Here is an 18,183-nt window from a genome sequence, read left to right as displayed (position 1 = left end):
TTTCCGGGTGCAATCGGCAAACAAAACGAGGACCGCATCAACCTCCATCTGGAGGTTTGCGGTCCGGTGAGATCCGGCCGGCGCCTATCGGCTACCGGCCGGAAGCTTGATCAGAAGGTCAGGCCGCCTTCGCGGGCTGCATCAGCCAGGGCCTTGATACGGCCGTGGTAGATGAAGGCGCCGCGATCGAACACGACTTCCTTGACGCCGGCCTTAGAGGCGCGCTCTGCAACCAGCTTGCCAACGAGGGCTGCTGCTGCGGTATCGGCACCGGTCTTCAGAGAACCGCGCAGATCCTTGTCGAGGGTGGAGGCAGCCGCGAGGGTCTTGCCAGCCACGTCATCGATGACCTGGGCGTAGATGTTCTTCGAAGAGCGATGAACCGACAGGCGCGGACGGCCATTGGCCACCGACTTGATTTGACGGCGCACGCGGTTGGCGCGACGCGCAAGTGCTTCTTTCCTGCTAGCCATTTCGCGTGATCCTTACTTCTTCTTGCCTTCTTTGCGGATGATCCGCTCTTCGGCATACTTAACACCCTTGCCCTTGTAGGGCTCGGGACCGCGGTATTCGCGGATTTCCGCTGCAACCTGGCCGACCTGCTGCTTGTTGATGCCGGTGACGACGATTTCCGTCGGCTTCGGCACAGCGATCGTGATGCCCTGCGGCGGCTCATAAACCACGTCGTGGCTGAAGCCGAGCGCCAGCTGCAGGTTCTTGCCCTGCATGGACGCACGATAGCCGACGCCGTTGATTTCGAGCTTGCGCTCGTAACCATCCTTAACACCCTTGAGGATGTTCTCGATCATCGTGCGGGACATGCCCCACTTTGCGCGAGCAGCCTTGGAGTCGTTAAGCGGCGTTACGACGATTGCATTGTTTTCCAGCTTGAGACCGATTTCGTCGTTAGCGACGAAAAACAGCTCGCCCTTGGGGCCCTTGGCAATCACTTTTTGGCCATCAACCGTGGCCGTGATCCCTGCAGGTACCTGAACGGGCTTTTTACCGATACGAGACATTTTTCAAACCTGTCTGTTTCGAAGGAGATCTCTGTTCGATCTTAGAAGACCGAGCAGAGAACCTCGCCACCAACATTCTGTTCACGAGCCTGGTGATCAGCCATCACACCCTTCGGAGTCGAAAGGATGGTGATGCCGAGACCGTTCGCGACCTGCGGAATGGACTTGACCGAGACATAAACTCGGCGGCCCGGCTTGGACACGCGGCCGATCTCACGGATCACCGACGCGCCTTCGTAGTACTTCAGCTCGATGCTGAGCTCAGACTTGCCGTTGCCGAAATCGACGACGGAATAGCCACGGATGTAGCCTTCAGCCTGGAGCACATCGAGAACACGCGCACGGAGCTTGGACGCAGGCGTCGAAACCGACGACTTGCGGCGCGAAGCGCCATTGCGGATGCGGGTGAGCATATCGCCCAAAGGATCAGTCATGGTCATCTAATCTGCTCCTTACCAGCTCGACTTGACGATGCCCGGCACCTTGCCGAGATTGCCGAGTTCACGCAGCGCGATACGCGACATGCGCAGTTTGCGGTAGTAGGCGCGCGGACGGCCGGAAACTTCGCAACGGTTGCGAATACGGGTCTTCGATCCATCGCGCGGGAGCGATGCCAACTTCAAAGTGGCCTTGAACCGGTCTTCGATCGAGAGAGACTGGTTCATGATGATTGCCTTGAGAGCAGCCCGCTTCGCAGACTGGTTGGCAACCGTATTGCGGCGGCGCTTGTTCTTTTCAACTGCGCTTGTCTTCGCCATATCAGGGTTCCTTTTCTACGCTCGTCGTTACGGTTATTGACGGAACGGGAAGTTGAACTCTGTCAAAAGAGCTCGTGCTTCGTCGTCGGTCGGCGCCGTCGTGCAAACGATGATGTCCATGCCCCACATCTGATCAACCTTATCGTAGTTGATCTCAGGGAACACAATGTGCTCCTTGATGCCCATGGCGAAGTTGCCACGACCGTCAAAGCTTTTCGGGTTCAGGCCGCGGAAGTCGCGAACGCGCGGAAGCGCGATGTTGACCAGACGATCCAGGAACTCATACATACGAGCGCCGCGCAGGGTAACCTTTGCGCCGATCGGCATATCTTCGCGGACCTTGAAGCCGGCGATGGAGTTGCGTGCGCGTGTGATGACCGGCTTCTGGCCAGCGATCGAAGCGAGGTCTGCTGCAGCAACAGACGGCTTCTTCGAATCAGCCGTTGCTTCGCCCACGCCCATGTTGATCACGATCTTGTCCAGCTTCGGGATCTGCATCTCGTTGGCGTAGGAGAACTTCTCCTGCATAGCCGCGCGGATGCGAGCAACGTATTCCTTCTTGAGCCGCGGCTCGTACTTTGCCTCAGCCATCGATCACTTCTCCCGAGGTCTTGGCCACGCGGACCTTCTTGCCATCCACAACCTTGAAACCGACGCGGGTCGGCTTGCCGTCCTTGTCGACGATCGCAATGTTGGACAGGTGAAGCGGGGCTTCCTTGCTGATGATGCCGGCTTCCTGGCTCTGCGTCTGGCGCTGGTGGCGCTTGACAACATTGACGCCACGAACGACCGCACGGTCTTCCTTCGGCAAAACTTGAACTACTTCGCCGGTGCGGCCCTTGTCCTTACCGGTCAATACGACGACCTTGTCGCCTTTACGGATCTTCTGCATCGCTCCGCTCCTTACAGTACTTCTGGAGCCAGCGAGATGATCTTCATGTGGTTCTTGGCGCGAAGTTCGCGCGGAACCGGTCCGAAGATACGGGTGCCGATCGGCTCTTTCTTGTTGTCGATGAGGACTGCTGCGTTGGTATCGAAGCGGATGACGCTGCCATCCGGACGGCGGATGTCCTTGGCGGTACGAACAACAACCGCCTTCATCACGTCACCCTTCTTCACACGGCCGCGCGGAATAGCTTCCTTGATCGAAACGACGATAACGTCGCCGATCGAGGCATACTTGCGCTTAGAGCCGCCCAGCACCTTGATGCACATGACACGACGTGCGCCGGAATTATCCGCCACGTCGAGGTTTGTTTGCATCTGAATCATGTCAGGTCGCCTTCTTGTTGTTACCGGAATGGTTGGGCCAAACGACCCCCTACCCCGGCTTATGGACTAGTGTCTTGTCTGATTATGCCTGCCTTCGGGACCACATGTGGTCGCCTCCGCCGGCCATCAATAAAGCAAAAGAACGCTCGTTTTCGAGCGTCCTGCTTCCAAGCTCGTGCTTCATACAGATATTTCGCCCAGACGCAAGGGCCTGAGCGAAATTCTGTTACTTGGCCTGGGCGGAAACGACCGTCCAGGTCTTATCCTTGGAGATCGGCGCGCATTCCTCGATGGAAACGGTGTCGCCGATTTTGTACTGATTGTTCTCGTCGTGAGCCTTGTACTTCTTGGAACGACGAACAGTCTTCTGGAGCAGCGGGTGAGCGAAACGACGCTCGACGCGGACTACTACCGTCTTCTCGTTCTTGTCGCTGACCACGACGCCCTGCAGAATGCGCTTCGGCATGTTATTTTTCCTTTAGGCCTTTGCTTCTGCCGCCTTCTGGCGGGCAATGGTTTTTACGCGAGCGATGTCCTTGCGGACTTCGTTGATGCGCGAGGACTTTTCAAGCTGGCCGGTAGCCTTCTGAAAGCGCAGGTTGAACTGCTCCTTCTTCAGCTTGGCAAGCTCGTCCTTGAGTTGGTCGGCGCTCAGGGCGCGAACATCTGCGGCTTTCATGAGCTTCTTCCTTACTCTGCAATGCGCTGTACGAAGCGCGTCTTCACCGAGAGCTTGGCAGCGCCGAGGCGCAGAGCCTCACGAGCGATTTCTTCGCTCACACCGTCGATCTCGAACATCATACGACCGGGCTTGACCTTGCATGCCCAGTATTCGACAGAGCCTTTACCCTTACCCATACGGACTTCGGTCGGCTTTGCGGTTACCGGAACATCCGGGAACACGCGGATCCATACACGGCCGGCACGCTTCATATAACGCGTGATCGCGCGGCGAGCCGCTTCGATCTCACGAGCGTTGACACGGTTAGGCTCCTGCGACTTCAGGCCGAATTCGCCGAACGCCAGATCAGAACCACCCTTGGCAACGCCCTTGATGCGGCCCTTGAATTGCTTGCGGTACTTCGTACGCTTTGGCTGCAACATTTTCTTATTCTCCGAACTTATCTGCCACGTACGCTATCAAGCGTTGTCGCGGCGACGGTCTCTATCGCGATCCCGGCTAGCCGGACCCTGGGCGTCGCCCTCGAGCGCACGGCGTTCGGAGGCCATCGGATCATGCTCAAGGATTTCGCCCTTGAAGATCCAAACCTTGATGCCGCAGATGCCGAAAGCGGTTTCTGCTTCAGCTGTACCGTAGTCGATATCGGCGCGCAGCGTATGCAGCGGCACGCGACCTTCGCGGTACCATTCCGTACGAGCGATTTCTGCACCGCCGAGACGGCCGGCGCAGGTGATCTTGATGCCTTCGGCGCCAAGACGCATCGCGGACTGAACGGCGCGCTTCATGGCGCGACGGAAAGCAACACGGCGCTCGAGCTGCTGAGCGATCGACTGGGCAACCAGCGTCGCATCAACTTCCGGCTTACGAACTTCAACGATGTTGAGGTGCGTTTCGGAGTTGGTCATGTCCGACAGCTTCTTGCGGAGCTTGTCGATGTCAGCACCCTTCTTGCCGATGATCAGACCCGGGCGAGCCGAGTGGATCGTGACGCGGCACTTCTTGTGCGGACGCTCGATGACAACCTTCGAGATACCAGCCTGCTTCAGTTCGTTCATGACGAACTTACGCATCTTCAGGTCTTCGTGAAGGAGCTGACCGTACTCGGCATTGTCCGCAAACCAGCGGCTATCCCAGGTACGGTTGATGCCAAGACGGAAACCGATCGGATTGATTTTCTGACCCATTATGCGGCCTCCCCTTGGGCTTCCACTTCACGAACAACGATCGTCAGGTGGGCGAACGGACGCTCGATGCGAGATGCACGACCACGGCCACGAGCGTGGAAACGCTTCATGACGATCGACTTGCCGACGTAGGCTTCTGCTACGACCAGCGAGTCAACATCGAGATCGTGGTTGTTCTCAGCGTTTGCGATAGCAGATTCAAGCGTCTTCTTGACGGCGCCTGCGATACGCTTGCGAGAGAATTCCAGCTCTGCGAGTGCGCGATCAACCTTCTTGCCGCGGATCGAAGCCGCGACCAGGTTGAGCTTCTGCGGGCTGACACGGAGCGTACGCGCAACTGCCTGCGCCTCGTTGTCCTTCAGCCGGCGTTCGGTTTTTGCCTTGCCCATTGTTACTTCCTCTTCGCCTTCTTGTCCGCACCGTGACCATAATAGGTACGGGTCGGGGCGAACTCGCCGAACTTGTGCCCGACCATGTCTTCATTGACGCTGACCGGAATATGCTTGCTGCCGTTGTAAACACCAAAGGTGAGGCCAACGAACTGCGGCATGATGGTGGAGCGACGGCTCCACATCTTGATTACTTCGCTGCGTCCGCCTTCACGCACCTTCTCAGCTTTCTTGAGAAGATAGCCGTCAACAAACGGACCTTTCCATACTGAACGAGCCACTTGAGACTTCCTCTCTTACTTCTTGCGCTGATGGCGCGAGCGCATAATCATCTTGTCGGTCGACTTGTTCGACCGCGTACGCTTGCCCTTGGTCGGCTTGCCCCACGGAGTCACCGGATGGCGACCACCAGAGGTGCGGCCTTCACCACCGCCGTGCGGATGGTCGACCGGGTTCATGACAACACCGCGGTTATGCGGCTTCTTGCCACGCCAACGCGAACGACCGGCCTTGCCATCGTTGATGTTGCCGTGATCCGGGTTGGAAACCGCACCGATCGTGGCAAGGCAATTGCCGTGCACGAGGCGCTGTTCACCCGAGTTCAGGCGAAGGATCGCCATGCCCTGGTCACGACCGACGAGCTGAGCATAGGAGCCAGCAGAACGAGCGATCTGACCGCCCTTGCCCGGCTTCATTTCCACGTTGTGGATGATGGAGCCGACCGGGATGAACTGAAGCGGCATGGTGTTGCCGGGCTTCACGTCCACTGCCTTTTCCGAAGCGATGACCTTATCGCCCGAAGCGAGACGCTGCGGAGCCAGGATGTAGGCCAGTTCGCCGTCCGTGTACTTCACCAGAGCGATGTAAGCGGTACGGTTCGGATCGTATTCGATACGCTCGACGGTTGCTTCAACGTCGAACTTGCGACGCTTGAAGTCTACCAGACGGTAGGTACGCTTGTGACCGCCGCCCTGGAAACGTACGGTGATGCGGCCGGTGTTGTTACGGCCACCCTTGGAGGTCAGGCCTTCCGTCAGCGTCTTGACCGGCTTGCCCTTGTAGAGCGAGGAGCGATCGACGATGACCAGCTGACGCTGGCTCGGGGTCGTCGGATTGAATGTTTTCAATGCCATTTTCTTATTCCTCAGAGACCGGTGGAGACGTCGATCGACTGGCCTTCGGCGAGCGTCACAACAGCCTTCTTCACGTCCTTCTGCTTGCCGACGAGACCCTTGAACCGCTTGGTCTTGCCGAGGCGCAGCAGAGTGTTAACGGCCGTCACCTTGACGCCGAAGAGCGCTTCGACGGCAGCCTTGATTTCCGGCTTCGTCGCGTCCTTGGCAACGTTGAAAACAACCTGGTTATTGTCCGAAAGCAGCGTGGACTTTTCGGTGATCGCAGGAGAAACGATCACATCATAATGGCGAAGATCCGTCACTTGAAACGCTCCTCTAGAGCTTCAACTGCAGCCTTGGACAGCACGAGCTTGCCGCGGCGCAGGATGTCATAAACGTTGATGCCCTGAACCGGCAGAACATCGATGTTCGGGATGTTCTGGGCTGCGAGCTTGAAGTTGCTGTCGAGTTCAGCACCGCCGATGAACAGAGCGTTCGTCAGGCCGAGCGTTTCGAAAGCACCAGCGAGTGCCTTGGTCTTGGCTTCGGTAGCGACGAGATTGTCGATGACAATCACATCTTCAGCCTTGAGCTTGGCAGAGAGAGCGTGACGCAGGCCGAGGGCGCGAACCTTCTTCGGCAGATCATGCTCGTGGCTGCGGGCGACCGGGCCGTGAGCCTTGCCACCGCCGCGGAACTGCGGAGCGCGAGCCGAATGGTGACGAGCGCGGCCCGTGCCCTTCTGCTTGTACATCTTGGCGCCGGTGCGCGAAACATCCGCGCGGCCCTTTGCCTGGTGCGTGCCCTGCTGCTTCTTGGCAAGCTGCCAGCGAATAACGCGGGCAAGAATGTCTTCACGCGGCTCAAGGCCGAAAATCGCGTCAGAAAGGGAAACCTTCCCAGCGTCTTTGCCCTCAAGGGTCTTGACGTTCAATTCCATTGGTTTGGCTCCCTTACTTCGCTGCCGACTTGACGGCGTCGCGCACGATGATCCAGGCACCCTTGGAGCCGGGAACCGCACCCTTGACGAGGATCAGACCGCGATCTTCGTCGGTCGAAACCACTTCAAGGTTCTGCGTCGTCACGCGCGTCTGGCCCATGTGACCAGCCATCTTCTTGTTCTTGAACACCTTGCCCGGGTCCTGGCGCGAACCGGTCGAACCGTGCGAGCGGTGCGAAACCGACACACCGTGCGTGGCGCGCAGACCGCCGAAGCCGTGACGCTTGATAGCGCCGGCAAAACCCTTACCGATCGTCGTGCCGGTCACGTCGACGAGCTGACCCGCCGTAAAGTGAGCCGCCTTGAGTTCGGTGCCAACTTCGAGCAGATTGTCGTCCGTCACGCGGAATTCAACGAGCTTGGCCTTCGGCTCAACGCTTGCAACGGCGAAATGACCGCGCAGGGCCTTCGTCGTGTTCTTAACTTTAGCCTGGCCGGCACCCAGCTGAACTGCGGTGTAGCCATTCTTTTCAACTGTGCGCTGGGCTACGACCTGGCAGCCATCCAAACGCAATACTGTTACCGGGACATGCTCGCCGGCGTCGTTATAGACGCGGGTCATTCCCACCTTTTGTGCAATCACACCTGAACGCATCGGTTCAATCCTTCTCACTCAGCTCGAGAACCAGGTCTCAGAGCTTGATCTCAACATCGACACCGGCGGCGAGATCGAGCTTCATCAGCGCGTCTACCGTCTGCGGGGTCGGGTCAACGATGTCGAGGAGGCGCTTATGCGTGCGCATCTCGAACTGCTCGCGGCTCTTCTTGTCGATGTGCGGGGACCGGTTAACCGTGAACTTCTCGATACGGGTCGGAAGCGGAACGGGGCCCCGGACGCTAGCACCGGTGCGCTTCGCCGTCGACACGATCTCGCGCGTGGAAGCATCGAGAATCCGGTGATCGAACGCCTTCAGGCGAATGCGGATATTTTGGCCGTTCATTCGACGTTATCCTTGTGTTTTGTTATCTCGCGTGCCTTTCAAAAAAAGGGCACGGATTGTTCTTTTTCCTAAGGCGGACCACCGGTTTCAAAGATCGAGAGGGACGCCGAGTGCGGCATCCCCATCCACTCTTTAGGCCATTTGGCCCACCTTATTGTTAATTTCATCAGCTGCTTCGTTAGACGAAGCAGCACGCAAATCGCGCTCGCGCGCCATTTGCAACATTTCCATGTCATAAGCAAGCGGCTAAAGCCGCTTGCATCATAATATTGTCATCGAATCGGCCACTCCGATGGAGCGGCCGCCTTCGAATTACTCGACGATGGATGCAACGATGCCAGCGCCGACGGTACGGCCGCCTTCGCGGATAGCGAAGCGAAGCTTTTCTTCCATAGCGATCGGGACGATCAGCTCAACAGCAACGGTGACGTTGTCGCCAGGCATAACCATTTCCGTGCCTTCCGGAAGCGTGACGATACCCGTCACGTCCGTCGTGCGGAAGTAGAACTGCGGACGGTAGTTCGTGAAGAACGGCGTATGACGGCCGCCTTCTTCCTTCGTCAGGATGTAGGCTTCAGCCATGAACTTCTTGTGCGGCTTGACAGAGCCCGGCTTGCACAGGATCTGACCACGCTCAACGCCGTCACGGTTAACACCGCGAACCAGCGCGCCGATGTTGTCGCCAGCCTGGCCCTGATCGAGCAGCTTGCGGAACATTTCAACGCCGGTAACCGTCGTCTTCGACGTCGCACGAATGCCGACGATTTCGACTTCTTCGCCAACCTTGACGATACCACGCTCGACGCGGCCCGTTACAACCGTACCACGGCCGGAGATCGAGAACACGTCTTCGATCGGCATCAGGAACGGCTGGTCGATCGGACGCTCTGGCGTCGGGATGTAGGCGTCAACCTGAGCCATCAGCTCGCGGATCGCGTCTTCGCCGATCTTCTTGTCCGAATCTTCAAGAGCAGCAAGCGCCGAACCCTTGACAACCGGAATGTCGTCGCCCGGGAAGTCGTAGGACGACAGAAGTTCGCGAACTTCAAGCTCGACGAGCTCCAGAAGTTCTGCGTCGTCAACCTGGTCGACCTTGTTCAGGAACACGACGATTGCCGGAACGCCAACCTGACGAGCAAGCAGGATGTGCTCGCGGGTCTGCGGCATCGGGCCGTCAGCTGCCGAGCAAACCAGGATCGCGCCGTCCATCTGTGCCGCACCCGTGATCATGTTCTTCACATAGTCAGCGTGGCCGGGGCAGTCGACGTGAGCGTAGTGACGGTTCGGCGTCTCATACTCAACGTGCGCCGTCGAGATCGTGATACCACGAGCCTTCTCTTCCGGAGCTGCGTCGATCTGGTCGTACGCCTTGAACTCGCCGAAGTACTTCGTGATCGCTGCCGTCAAGGACGTCTTGCCGTGGTCAACGTGCCCAATCGTACCAATGTTAACGTGCGGCTTATTGCGCTCAAACTTACTCTTTGCCATTTTCGGCTCTCCGTTTTCCTGTCCCCGAGGGGATCAATTCTTGTTATCGGTCAATTGGTATTCCGGTCACTTCTGACCGGAATACTTTGCCTGGATTTCCTGTGCGACGTTCGACGGAACCGGCGCGTAATGATCGAAGGTCATCGTGTACTGTGCACGGCCCTGAGACATCGAGCGCAGGTTATCAACGTACTTGAACATGTTCGCCAGCGGGACGTTCGCGTTGATCACAACAGCGATACCGCGGCTTTCCTGGCCCTGGATCTGACCACGACGCGAGTTCAGGTCGCCGATAACGTCACCGACGTAGTCTTCCGGCGTTACGACTTCGACCTTCATCATCGGCTCGAGGAGCTGAGCACCAGCTTCACGGGCTGCTTCACGGAAGCAAGCGCGGGAAGCGATTTCGAAGGCCAGAACCGACGAGTCAACGTCGTGGAAGGCACCGTCGATGAGCGTCGCCTTGACACCGAGCATCGGGAAGCCAGCCAGCGGGCCCGAAGACAGAACGCTTTCGATACCCTTCTGAACGCCCGGAACGTATTCCTTCGGAACAGAACCGCCGACGATCTTGGACTCGAACTTGAAGTCGTCGCCTTCCGGGTTCGGTTCGAACACGATCTTGACGCGAGCGAACTGACCGGTACCACCCGACTGCTTCTTGTGGGTGTAGTCCTTTTCCGTCTGACGCGTGATGGTTTCGCGGTAAGCAACCTGCGGCGCGCCGACGGTAGCTTCAACCTTGAATTCACGACGCATGCGGTCGACGATGATGTCGAGATGCAGTTCGCCCATGCCGGCGATGATCGTCTGACCCGATTCCTGGTCCGTCTTCACGCGGAAGGACGGATCTTCTGCAGCTAGGCGGTTGAGCGCGAGGCCCATCTTTTCCTGGTCGCCCTTGGTCTTCGGTTCGATCGCGATCTGGATGACCGGCTCGGGGAATTCCATGCGCTCAAGAACAACCGGCTTCAGCGGATCGCAGAGCGTGTCGCCCGTGGTGGTTTCCTTGAGGCCGGCGAGAGCAACGATGTCACCTGCAAAGGCTTCTTCGATGTCTTCACGCGAGTTCGAGTGCATCTGCAGCATGCGGCCGACGCGCTCGCGCTTGTCCTTGACCGTGTTCATGACCGACGCGCCCTTTTCGAGCTTGCCGGAATAGATGCGGGCGAAGGTGAGCGAACCGACGAAGGGGTCGTTCATGATCTTGAATGCCAGCATCGACAACGGCTCGCTGTCGTCAGCATGACGCTCGATTTCAGCTTCCGTCTTGAAATCGATACCCTTGATCGCCGGAATGTCGAGCGGCGACGGCAGATAGTCGACAACGGCGTCGAGAAGCGGCTGAACACCCTTGTTCTTGAATGCGGTGCCGCAGAACATCGGATGGAACTTGACGTCGATCGTGCCGCGACGGACGAGCGCGCGGATCTGGTCGTTGTCAGGCAGGTTGCCTTCGAGGTAGGCTTCGGTCGCGGCTTCGTCGATCTCGACAACCGTCTCGATCAGCTTTTCGCGATATTCGGCAGCCTTTGCCTTCATGTCTTCCGGGATTTCGACGACGTCCCACTGAGCGCCGAGCGATTCGTCGCGCCAGATGAGAGCGTTCATCTCGATCAGGTCGATAACGCCCTTGAAGTCGCTTTCAGCGCCGATCGGCAGCTGCATGACAACAGCCGTCGCGCCGAGGCGGGTCTTGATCATCTCAACCGAGCGGTAGAAGTCGGCGCCGGTCTTGTCCATCTTGTTGCAGAAGATCATGCGCGGAACATGATACTTCTCAGCCTGACGCCAGACGGTTTCCGTCTGCGGCTCAACGCCGGCGTTGGCGTCGAGGAGAGCGATGGCACCGTCGAGAACGCGCAGCGAACGCTCGACTTCGATGGTGAAGTCGACGTGGCCGGGGGTGTCGATGATGTTGAAGCGGCGGGTCTTGCCGTCACGGCCCTTCCAGAAGGTCGTGGTAGCAGCAGAGGTGATCGTGATGCCACGCTCCTGCTCCTGCTCCATCCAGTCCATCGTGGCTGCGCCGTCGTGCACTTCGCCGATCTTGTGCGACTTGCCGGTGTAGTAAAGAATACGCTCGGTGGTCGTGGTCTTGCCGGCGTCGATGTGCGCCATGATACCGAAATTGCGGTAGTCTTCGATTTTATATTCGCGAGCCATAATGGACTGCCTTTCCGAAACCGTTCGGGATTACCAGCGATAATGCGAGAACGCACGGTTGGCATCAGCCATCTTGTGCGTGTCTTCGCGCTTCTTAACGGCAGCGCCGCGGTTGTTGGAGGCATCGAGAAGTTCGCCGCTGAGACGGTCGATCATCGTCGTCTCGTTACGCTTGCGAGCAGCAGTGATCAGCCAACGGATGGCAAGAGCCTGGCGACGCTCCGGACGAACATCGACCGGAACCTGGTAGGTAGCACCACCAACGCGACGCGAACGGACTTCAACGTGCGGAGCGATGTTATCCAAAGCCTGATGGAACACGCCGAGCGGCTCCTGCTTTGCCTTGCCCTGCACGGCGTCAAACGCGCCATATACGATGCTTTCAGCTACCGACTTCTTGCCGTCGAGCATGATGGCATTCATGAACTTCGTGACGATCAGATCGCCGAACTTCGGGTCCGGGTTGATCTCACGCTTTTCTGCTCTGTGACGTCTGGACATGTACTTCTCGTCTCTCAACTGTTAGCGGCGCCTCACCACGCGGAGAACCTCGCGCAGCGCCGGATTATTAAACCCGAATTACTTCGGACGCTTCGCACCGTACTTGGAGCGGCGCTGCTTGCGGTTCTTGACACCCTGGGTATCGAGAACGCCGCGGATGATGTGATAACGGACACCCGGAAGGTCCTTAACGCGGCCGCCACGGATCATGACGACAGAGTGTTCCTGAAGGTTGTGACCTTCGCCGGGGATGTAACCAATGACTTCGAAGCCGTTGGTCAGGCGGATCTTTGCGACCTTACGCAGAGCCGAGTTCGGCTTCTTCGGCGTGGTCGTGTAGACGCGGGTGCAAACGCCGCGCTTCTGCGGGTTCTCCTGGAGAGCGGGAACCTTATTACGCTTTACCTGCGCCTGGCGAGGCTTGCGGATCAGCTGGTTTACGGTAGGCATTCAACCATCCCTTGTAAATCTATCTCGACACCCTTGCGGGCATGACTCTCGCCGTCACCGGCAACGACACACGTTCGTCTCAATGCGCAAAACATGGCCCGATCCGCTCTCGCAGATGGACCACAGAAAAGCAGAGGACGCTTTTAATAGCGTCGTGCGTGCAGCATTCGTGTCTTCAACGTGCGTTTAGAACCTTGTTTGAGGTGAACTTCAGGGCGTGTCGCCCCGAACAGCCATGCCTCACATGGGTTCCGATGGCCGGGGTACTACTGGTTTCCCGCCGTTTCGTCAAGGCCGGTTAAGAATTATCTTTGTCACATAGGCCCGAAAGGCCCGGCAAACCGGCCACTTGGAGCCCCTGGATACGGAAATGCCGGCTCTCCGGCAAGATGGACTTTGGTATTTCGCCAGATTCCCTATAAGGAATCATGGAAACGCAATTCCATCCCGCGCTCATCGCCCCCCTTAAAGGGAATCGCGCAGACGATTCGAAACTCCTAAGGAAGACTCATGATTACAGAGCCAGACAACGACAACAATTCCGACGGCCCCATGGTCTTCATCATCATCGGAAAGGGCTATGAGACCGATGGCGGCGAAGGCATCGATCTGCATGTCATGCTGAGAGCACCGGATGACGATACCGCCGTGCGCGAGGCTCTGAACGCGCTGGCTGAGGAAGGCTTCATCGAAGCGGATCTCGACCAGATCGGCTTGCTGACGGACGTTCCCGAAGAAGAGCCGCATGCTTCCGCCTATCAGGGTGCACTCGAAGGCGAAGTCGCGATTATCCGCTTCCGCTGACAACATCCTTCGGGCGGAGCGACGGCCCTGCCCTCACCCTCCACCGCTTGCATCGCGCATAAAAAAACCGCCCGGATCGCTCCGGGCGGTTTTTCATTTCCGTATGCCTTGCCGCTTATTCAGCGACCGGAGCATTTTCTTCGGCCATATCCTGCAGCATCGGCGTTGCGACTGCTGCACCCGTGCCCTTGCGACGCTCTTCGAGGATGAGCTCGTCGCGGGCCGTAGCGATACGGCGGATCTGCGTCATGGTACCACCGGTACCGGCCGGGATGAGGCGGCCGACGATGACGTTTTCCTTCAGGCCCTGCAGACCGTCCATCTTGCCGGCGATTGCAGCTTCCGTCAGCACCTTGGTCGTTTCCTGGAAGGAAGCGGCCGAGATGAAGGACGGCGTCTGCAGCGATGCCTTGGTGATACCGAGGAGAACCGGATCGCCGTAAGCCGGCTTCTTGCCTTCTTCGATCAGCGCGTCGTTGGCGTCGTCCAGCTCGATACGGTCGACGTTGTCGCCGACGATATACTGGCTGTCGCCAGCGTCGGTGATCTCGACCTTCTGCAGCATCTGACGAACGATCACTTCGATGTGCTTGTCGTTGATGACAACGCCCTGCAAGCGGTAGACTTCCTGGATTTCGTTGACCAGGTAGGAAGCCAGAGCCTCCACGCCCTTGATCGCCAGGATGTCGTGCGGAGCCGGGTTACCGTCGAGGATGTAATCACCCTTTTCGATGTAGTCGCCATCCTGAAGATGGAAGGGCTTGCCCTTCGGGATCAGGTATTCGACAGGCTCGACACCGTCTTCCGCCGGCTCGATGATGACGCGACGCTTGTTCTTGTAGTCGCGGCCGAGGCGGATCGTACCATCGATCTCTGCGATGATGGCGTGGTCCTTCGGACGACGAGCTTCGAACAGTTCGGCAACACGCGGCAGACCACCGGTGATGTCCTTGGTCTTGGCGCTTTCCAGCGGCGAACGGGCGAGAACGTCACCCTGCGACACCTTGGTGCCCGGTTCGACCGACAGGATCGCGTCGACCGAGAGCAGGAAGCGAGCGTCACCGCCACGCGACAGCTTGGCGACATTGCCGCTAGCGTCCTTGATGACGATTGCCGGCTTCAGGTCGGAACCGCGCGGCGTCGACCGCCAGTCGATAACCTGACGCTTGGTGATGCCGGTGGATTCGTCGGTCGCTTCGAGAACCGAGAGACCGTCGACAACGTCTTCGAAGTGAACCGTACCGGCCACTTCCGTCATCATCGGCCGGGTATACGGATCCCATTCTGCCAGACGCTGGCCACGCTTGACCTTGTCGCCTTCGTCGACATGTAGCTTCGAACCATAGGCGACGCGCTGCGAGGAACGCTCCACGCCGCGCTCGTCCAGGATCTGGACCGTCATGTTGCGGCCCATGGCAACCAGGTTGCCTTCGGAGTTACGCAGCATGTTGCGGTTCTTGATCTGAACCGTGCCTTCGTAAGACGCTTCCAGGAACGACTGGTCGACCACGGTCGCCGTACCGCCCAAGTGGAAGGTACGCATGGTCAGCTGCGTGCCCGGCTCGCCGATCGACTGTGCGGCGATGACGCCGACAGCTTCGCCGAGGTTGACAGGCGTACCGCGAGCGAGGTCGCGGCCGTAGCAGACGCCGCAGACGCCGGTCTGGATTTCGCAGGTCAGTGCCGAACGGATGCGGATCGACTGAATACCAGCCTTTTCGATCTCGATGACATCCGGCTCAAGGATCATCTTGCCGGCGTCGACGATGCGCTCACCCGTGACCGGATGATCGATGTCGTCCAGGGCCGTACGGCCGAGGATGCGGGCGCCGATGGAAGCAACGACCTGACCGGCATCAACGATGGCGGTCATGGTGAGGCCCTTGTCGGTACCGCAATCGACGTGCGTGACGATGCAATCCTGAGCGACGTCGACGAGACGGCGGGTCAGGTAGCCCGAGTTCGCTGTCTTCAAGGCGGTGTCTGCGAGACCCTTACGGGCACCGTGCGTCGAGTTGAAGTACTCGTTAACGGTCAGGCCTTCCTTGAAGTTCGAGATAATCGGCGTCTCGATGATTTCGCCCGACGGCTTGGCCATGAGGCCGCGCATGCCGCCCAACTGACGCATCTGGTTCGGCGAACCACGGGCGCCGGAGTGGGACATCATGTAAATCGCGTTCATCGGCTTCTGACGACCGGTGGCCTGATCGAATTCGACGGCCTTGATGCGGGCCATCATGTCTTCGGCGACCTTTTCGGTTGCCTTGCCCCAGGCGTCGACTACCTTGTTGTACTTTTCGCCCTGAGTGATCAGACCGTCGTTGTACTGCTGTTCGTATTCCTTCACCAGCGACTCGGTGTCGCCGACGATCTTCGCCTTGGTTTCCGGAATGACCATGTCGTCCTTGCCGAACGAAATGCCGGCGCGGCAGGCATGGGCAAAGCCGAGCTGCATGATGCGGTCGCAGAAAATGACCGTGTCCTTCTGGCCGCAATGGCGATAGACCGCGTCGATCATCTTGGAGATGTTCTTCTTGGTCATTTCCTGGTTGCAGATGTCGAAGGTCACTTTGCCGTTCTTGGGCAGGAGTTCACCGATCAACAGACGGCCCGGCGTCGTTTCGTAGATCTTCGAATAGGGCTTGCCTTCTTCGTCGACCGACTTGAAGCGGCCGCGGATCTTCGAATGCAGCGTTACGACCTTGTTTTCAAGCGCGTGATGCAGCTCGCCGAGGTCCGAGAAGGCCATGCCTTCGCCGGGTTCCTTCTGGTTCAGGATCGACAGATAGTACAGGCCGAGAACCATGTCCTGCGAGGGAACGATGATCGGCGCGCCGTTTGCCGGGTGCAGGATGTTGTTGGTCGACATCATCAGCACGCGGGCTTCAAGCTGAGCTTCAAGCGACAGCGGTACGTGAACAGCCATCTGGTCGCCGTCGAAGTCGGCGTTGAAGGCCGTGCAGACGAGCGGGTGCAACTGGATGGCCTTGCCTTCGACCAGCATGGGTTCGAAGGCCTGGATGCCCAGGCGGTGCAGCGTCGGTGCGCGGTTCAACAGAACCGGATGCTCGCGGATGACCTCGTCGAGGATATCCCAGACTTCCGGCTTTTCCTTTTCAACCAGCTTCTTGGCCTGCTTGACGGTGGAGGAATAGCCCTTCGCGTCGAGGCGGGCGTAGATGAACGGCTTGAACAATTCGAGCGCCATCTTCTTCGGCAGGCCGCACTGGTGCAGCTTCAATTCCGGACCGGTCACGATGACCGAACGGCCGGAATAGTCGACGCGCTTGCCGAGCAGGTTCTGACGGAAGCGGCCCTGCTTGCCCTTGAGCATGTCGGACAGCGACTTCAGCGGACGCTTGTTGGCGCCGGTGATGACGCGGCCACGACGGCCGTTGTCGAACAGCGCATCGACAGATTCCTGCAGCATGCGCTTTTCGTTACGGATGATGATGCCCGGAGCGCGCAGTTCGATAAGACGCTTCAGACGGTTGTTACGGTTGATGACGCGGCGGTACAGATCGTTCAGATCCGACGTCGCGAAACGGCCACCATCGAGCGGAACGAGCGGGCGCAGGTCCGGCGGGATGACCGGGACGACCTTCATGATCATCCATTCCGGACGGTTGCCCGACTCCATGAAGTTCTCGACGATCTTCAGGCGCTTCATCAGCTTCTTCTGCTTGAGATCCGACGTGGTGTCGGCAAGCTCGGAGCGCAGGTCGCCGGCGATCTTTTCGAGGTTCATGCTGGCCAGCATCTCGTAGATCGCTTCAGCACCGATCATGGCGGTGAACTGGTCTTCGCCATATTCGTCGATGGCGAGCATGTACTCTTCTTCCGAAAGAAGCTGATGCTCCTTCAGGGCGGTCAGGCCAGGCTCGGTGACGATATAGTTTTCGAAGTAGAGAACGCGCTCTACATCCTTCAGCGTCATGTCGAGCAGCGTGGAGATGCGGCTCGGCAGCGACTTCAGGAACCAGATGTGGGCAACGGGAGCGGCGAGCTCGATGTGGCCCATGCGCTCACGGCGAACGCGCGACAGCGTGACTTCGACGCCGCACTTTTCGCAGATGATGCCCTTGTACTTCATGCGCTTGTACTTGCCGCACAAGCATTCGTAGTCCTTGATCGGCCCGAAGATTCGTGCGCAGAAAAGACCATCGCGTTCCGGCTTGAACGTACGATAGTTGATCGTTTCCGGCTTCTTGATCTCGCCATAAGACCAGGAAAGAATCTTCTCCGGCGATGCAATCGATATCCGGATGGAATCGAAATTCTGTGCAGGCACCTGCGGGTTGAAAAGATTCATGACCTCTTGGTTCATGCCTATCTCCTTTTGGGGCAAAAGCCCTCGAACTGCAATCAGCGCCGGCAAATTCCCGGGAACCGGACTGATGCGCTAATACGACGA

General features: G+C 58.5%; 24 protein-coding genes. 1 reads left to right on the top strand and 23 read right to left on the bottom strand.

Annotated features, from left to right (window positions below; all coding sequences use genetic code 11):
• Positions 1–110: 110 nt before the first annotated feature.
• The 22 genes from rplR to rpsL all read right to left on the bottom strand — a co-directional run bounded on the left by rplR (position 111) and on the right by rpsL (position 12,965).
• Positions 111–473 carry a 50S ribosomal protein L18 gene (gene rplR, locus HGP17_RS03080; RefSeq protein WP_168805817.1) on the bottom strand — a complete coding sequence of 121 codons (363 nt, stop codon included), beginning with the start codon at positions 471–473 and terminating at the stop codon, positions 111–113.
• A 12-nt stretch (positions 474–485) separates the two neighbouring features.
• Positions 486–1,019, bottom strand: coding sequence for a 50S ribosomal protein L6 (gene rplF / locus HGP17_RS03075; RefSeq protein ID WP_168805815.1), 534 nt, complete (start codon positions 1,017–1,019; stop codon positions 486–488).
• 41 nt (positions 1,020–1,060) lie between these two features.
• Positions 1,061–1,459 carry a 30S ribosomal protein S8 gene (rpsH, locus tag HGP17_RS03070; protein ID WP_168805813.1) on the bottom strand — a complete coding sequence of 133 codons (399 nt, stop codon included), beginning with the start codon at positions 1,457–1,459 and terminating at the stop codon, positions 1,061–1,063.
• 12 nt (positions 1,460–1,471) lie between these two features.
• The gene (gene rpsN, locus HGP17_RS03065) at positions 1,472–1,777 is read right to left on the bottom strand and encodes a 30S ribosomal protein S14 (protein ID WP_163986055.1); all 306 of its coding nucleotides are present in this window, start codon (positions 1,775–1,777) and stop codon (positions 1,472–1,474) included.
• A gap of 33 nt (positions 1,778–1,810) precedes the next feature.
• A complete protein-coding gene (gene rplE / locus HGP17_RS03060) occupies positions 1,811–2,368 on the bottom strand; it encodes a 50S ribosomal protein L5 (protein ID WP_168805811.1) in 558 nt (185 codons plus the stop codon).
• Positions 2,361–2,669 (bottom strand): 50S ribosomal protein L24, encoded by a 309-nt coding sequence (rplX, locus tag HGP17_RS03055; RefSeq protein WP_004118401.1) that lies wholly within the window; start codon positions 2,667–2,669, stop codon positions 2,361–2,363. The genes rplE and rplX overlap by 8 nt, the downstream gene beginning before the upstream one ends.
• 11 nt (positions 2,670–2,680) lie before the next feature.
• Positions 2,681–3,049: a 50S ribosomal protein L14 gene (gene rplN / locus HGP17_RS03050; RefSeq protein ID WP_003573790.1), complete on the bottom strand. Its 369-nt coding sequence runs from the start codon at positions 3,047–3,049 to the stop codon at positions 2,681–2,683.
• A gap of 226 nt (positions 3,050–3,275) precedes the next feature.
• Positions 3,276–3,515 (bottom strand): 30S ribosomal protein S17, encoded by a 240-nt coding sequence (rpsQ, locus tag HGP17_RS03045; RefSeq protein WP_034507387.1) that lies wholly within the window; start codon positions 3,513–3,515, stop codon positions 3,276–3,278.
• Between the two features lie 12 nt (positions 3,516–3,527).
• A complete protein-coding gene (gene rpmC / locus HGP17_RS03040; RefSeq protein ID WP_007690763.1) occupies positions 3,528–3,728 on the bottom strand; it encodes a 50S ribosomal protein L29 in 201 nt (66 codons plus the stop codon).
• Positions 3,729–3,739: 11 nt separating this feature from the next.
• On the bottom strand, positions 3,740–4,153 hold the full coding sequence (rplP, locus tag HGP17_RS03035) for a 50S ribosomal protein L16 (protein WP_004118395.1): 414 nt from the start codon (positions 4,151–4,153) through the stop codon (positions 3,740–3,742).
• A 36-nt stretch (positions 4,154–4,189) separates the two neighbouring features.
• Positions 4,190–4,915 (bottom strand): 30S ribosomal protein S3, encoded by a 726-nt coding sequence (rpsC, locus tag HGP17_RS03030; RefSeq protein WP_034480416.1) that lies wholly within the window; start codon positions 4,913–4,915, stop codon positions 4,190–4,192.
• Positions 4,915–5,304, bottom strand: a complete 390-nt coding sequence (gene rplV, locus HGP17_RS03025; RefSeq protein ID WP_004118391.1) for a 50S ribosomal protein L22 — start codon at positions 5,302–5,304, stop codon at positions 4,915–4,917. The genes rpsC and rplV overlap by 1 nt, the downstream gene beginning before the upstream one ends.
• 2 nt (positions 5,305–5,306) lie before the next feature.
• Positions 5,307–5,585 carry a 30S ribosomal protein S19 gene (rpsS, locus tag HGP17_RS03020; protein ID WP_004118389.1) on the bottom strand — a complete coding sequence of 93 codons (279 nt, stop codon included), beginning with the start codon at positions 5,583–5,585 and terminating at the stop codon, positions 5,307–5,309.
• A 15-nt stretch (positions 5,586–5,600) separates the two neighbouring features.
• Positions 5,601–6,437: a 50S ribosomal protein L2 gene (gene rplB, locus HGP17_RS03015; protein WP_168805808.1), complete on the bottom strand. Its 837-nt coding sequence runs from the start codon at positions 6,435–6,437 to the stop codon at positions 5,601–5,603.
• An 11-nt stretch (positions 6,438–6,448) separates the two neighbouring features.
• On the bottom strand, positions 6,449–6,742 hold the full coding sequence (locus tag HGP17_RS03010; RefSeq protein ID WP_168805806.1) for a 50S ribosomal protein L23: 294 nt from the start codon (positions 6,740–6,742) through the stop codon (positions 6,449–6,451).
• Positions 6,739–7,359 (bottom strand): 50S ribosomal protein L4, encoded by a 621-nt coding sequence (gene rplD / locus HGP17_RS03005; protein ID WP_168805804.1) that lies wholly within the window; start codon positions 7,357–7,359, stop codon positions 6,739–6,741. The genes HGP17_RS03010 and rplD overlap by 4 nt, the downstream gene beginning before the upstream one ends.
• Before the next feature lie 13 nt (positions 7,360–7,372).
• Positions 7,373–8,014, bottom strand: a complete 642-nt coding sequence (gene rplC, locus HGP17_RS03000) for a 50S ribosomal protein L3 (RefSeq protein ID WP_028753974.1) — start codon at positions 8,012–8,014, stop codon at positions 7,373–7,375.
• A gap of 37 nt (positions 8,015–8,051) precedes the next feature.
• The gene (gene rpsJ / locus HGP17_RS02995) at positions 8,052–8,360 is read right to left on the bottom strand and encodes a 30S ribosomal protein S10 (protein ID WP_003547547.1); all 309 of its coding nucleotides are present in this window, start codon (positions 8,358–8,360) and stop codon (positions 8,052–8,054) included.
• Between the two features lie 312 nt (positions 8,361–8,672).
• Positions 8,673–9,848, bottom strand: a complete 1,176-nt coding sequence (gene tuf / locus HGP17_RS02990) for an elongation factor Tu (protein ID WP_168805773.1) — start codon at positions 9,846–9,848, stop codon at positions 8,673–8,675.
• Between the two features lie 66 nt (positions 9,849–9,914).
• Positions 9,915–12,014 (bottom strand): elongation factor G, encoded by a 2,100-nt coding sequence (gene fusA, locus HGP17_RS02985; protein WP_168805802.1) that lies wholly within the window; start codon positions 12,012–12,014, stop codon positions 9,915–9,917.
• 30 nt (positions 12,015–12,044) lie between these two features.
• Positions 12,045–12,515 carry a 30S ribosomal protein S7 gene (gene rpsG / locus HGP17_RS02980; protein WP_168805800.1) on the bottom strand — a complete coding sequence of 157 codons (471 nt, stop codon included), beginning with the start codon at positions 12,513–12,515 and terminating at the stop codon, positions 12,045–12,047.
• Between the two features lie 78 nt (positions 12,516–12,593).
• Positions 12,594–12,965, bottom strand: a complete 372-nt coding sequence (gene rpsL / locus HGP17_RS02975) for a 30S ribosomal protein S12 (protein WP_003507760.1) — start codon at positions 12,963–12,965, stop codon at positions 12,594–12,596.
• A gap of 510 nt (positions 12,966–13,475) precedes the next feature.
• On the opposite strand from rpsL, the gene HGP17_RS02970 reads away from it, so the two are divergent.
• The gene (locus HGP17_RS02970) at positions 13,476–13,769 is read left to right on the top strand and encodes a transcriptional regulator (protein ID WP_168805798.1); all 294 of its coding nucleotides are present in this window, start codon (positions 13,476–13,478) and stop codon (positions 13,767–13,769) included.
• Between the two features lie 115 nt (positions 13,770–13,884).
• Here the strand turns inward: HGP17_RS02970 and rpoC are convergent, their stop codons facing one another.
• Positions 13,885–18,096 (bottom strand): DNA-directed RNA polymerase subunit beta', encoded by a 4,212-nt coding sequence (rpoC, locus tag HGP17_RS02965; protein ID WP_168805796.1) that lies wholly within the window; start codon positions 18,094–18,096, stop codon positions 13,885–13,887.
• Positions 18,097–18,183: the final 87 nt, after the last annotated feature.

The sequence above is a fragment of the Rhizobium sp. P38BS-XIX genome (assembly GCF_012641435.1).
GTDB lineage: Bacteria > Pseudomonadota > Alphaproteobacteria > Rhizobiales > Rhizobiaceae > Rhizobium.
Note: the sequence above shows the minus strand (reverse complement) of the source record. Positions and strands in the feature narration are given on the sequence as shown.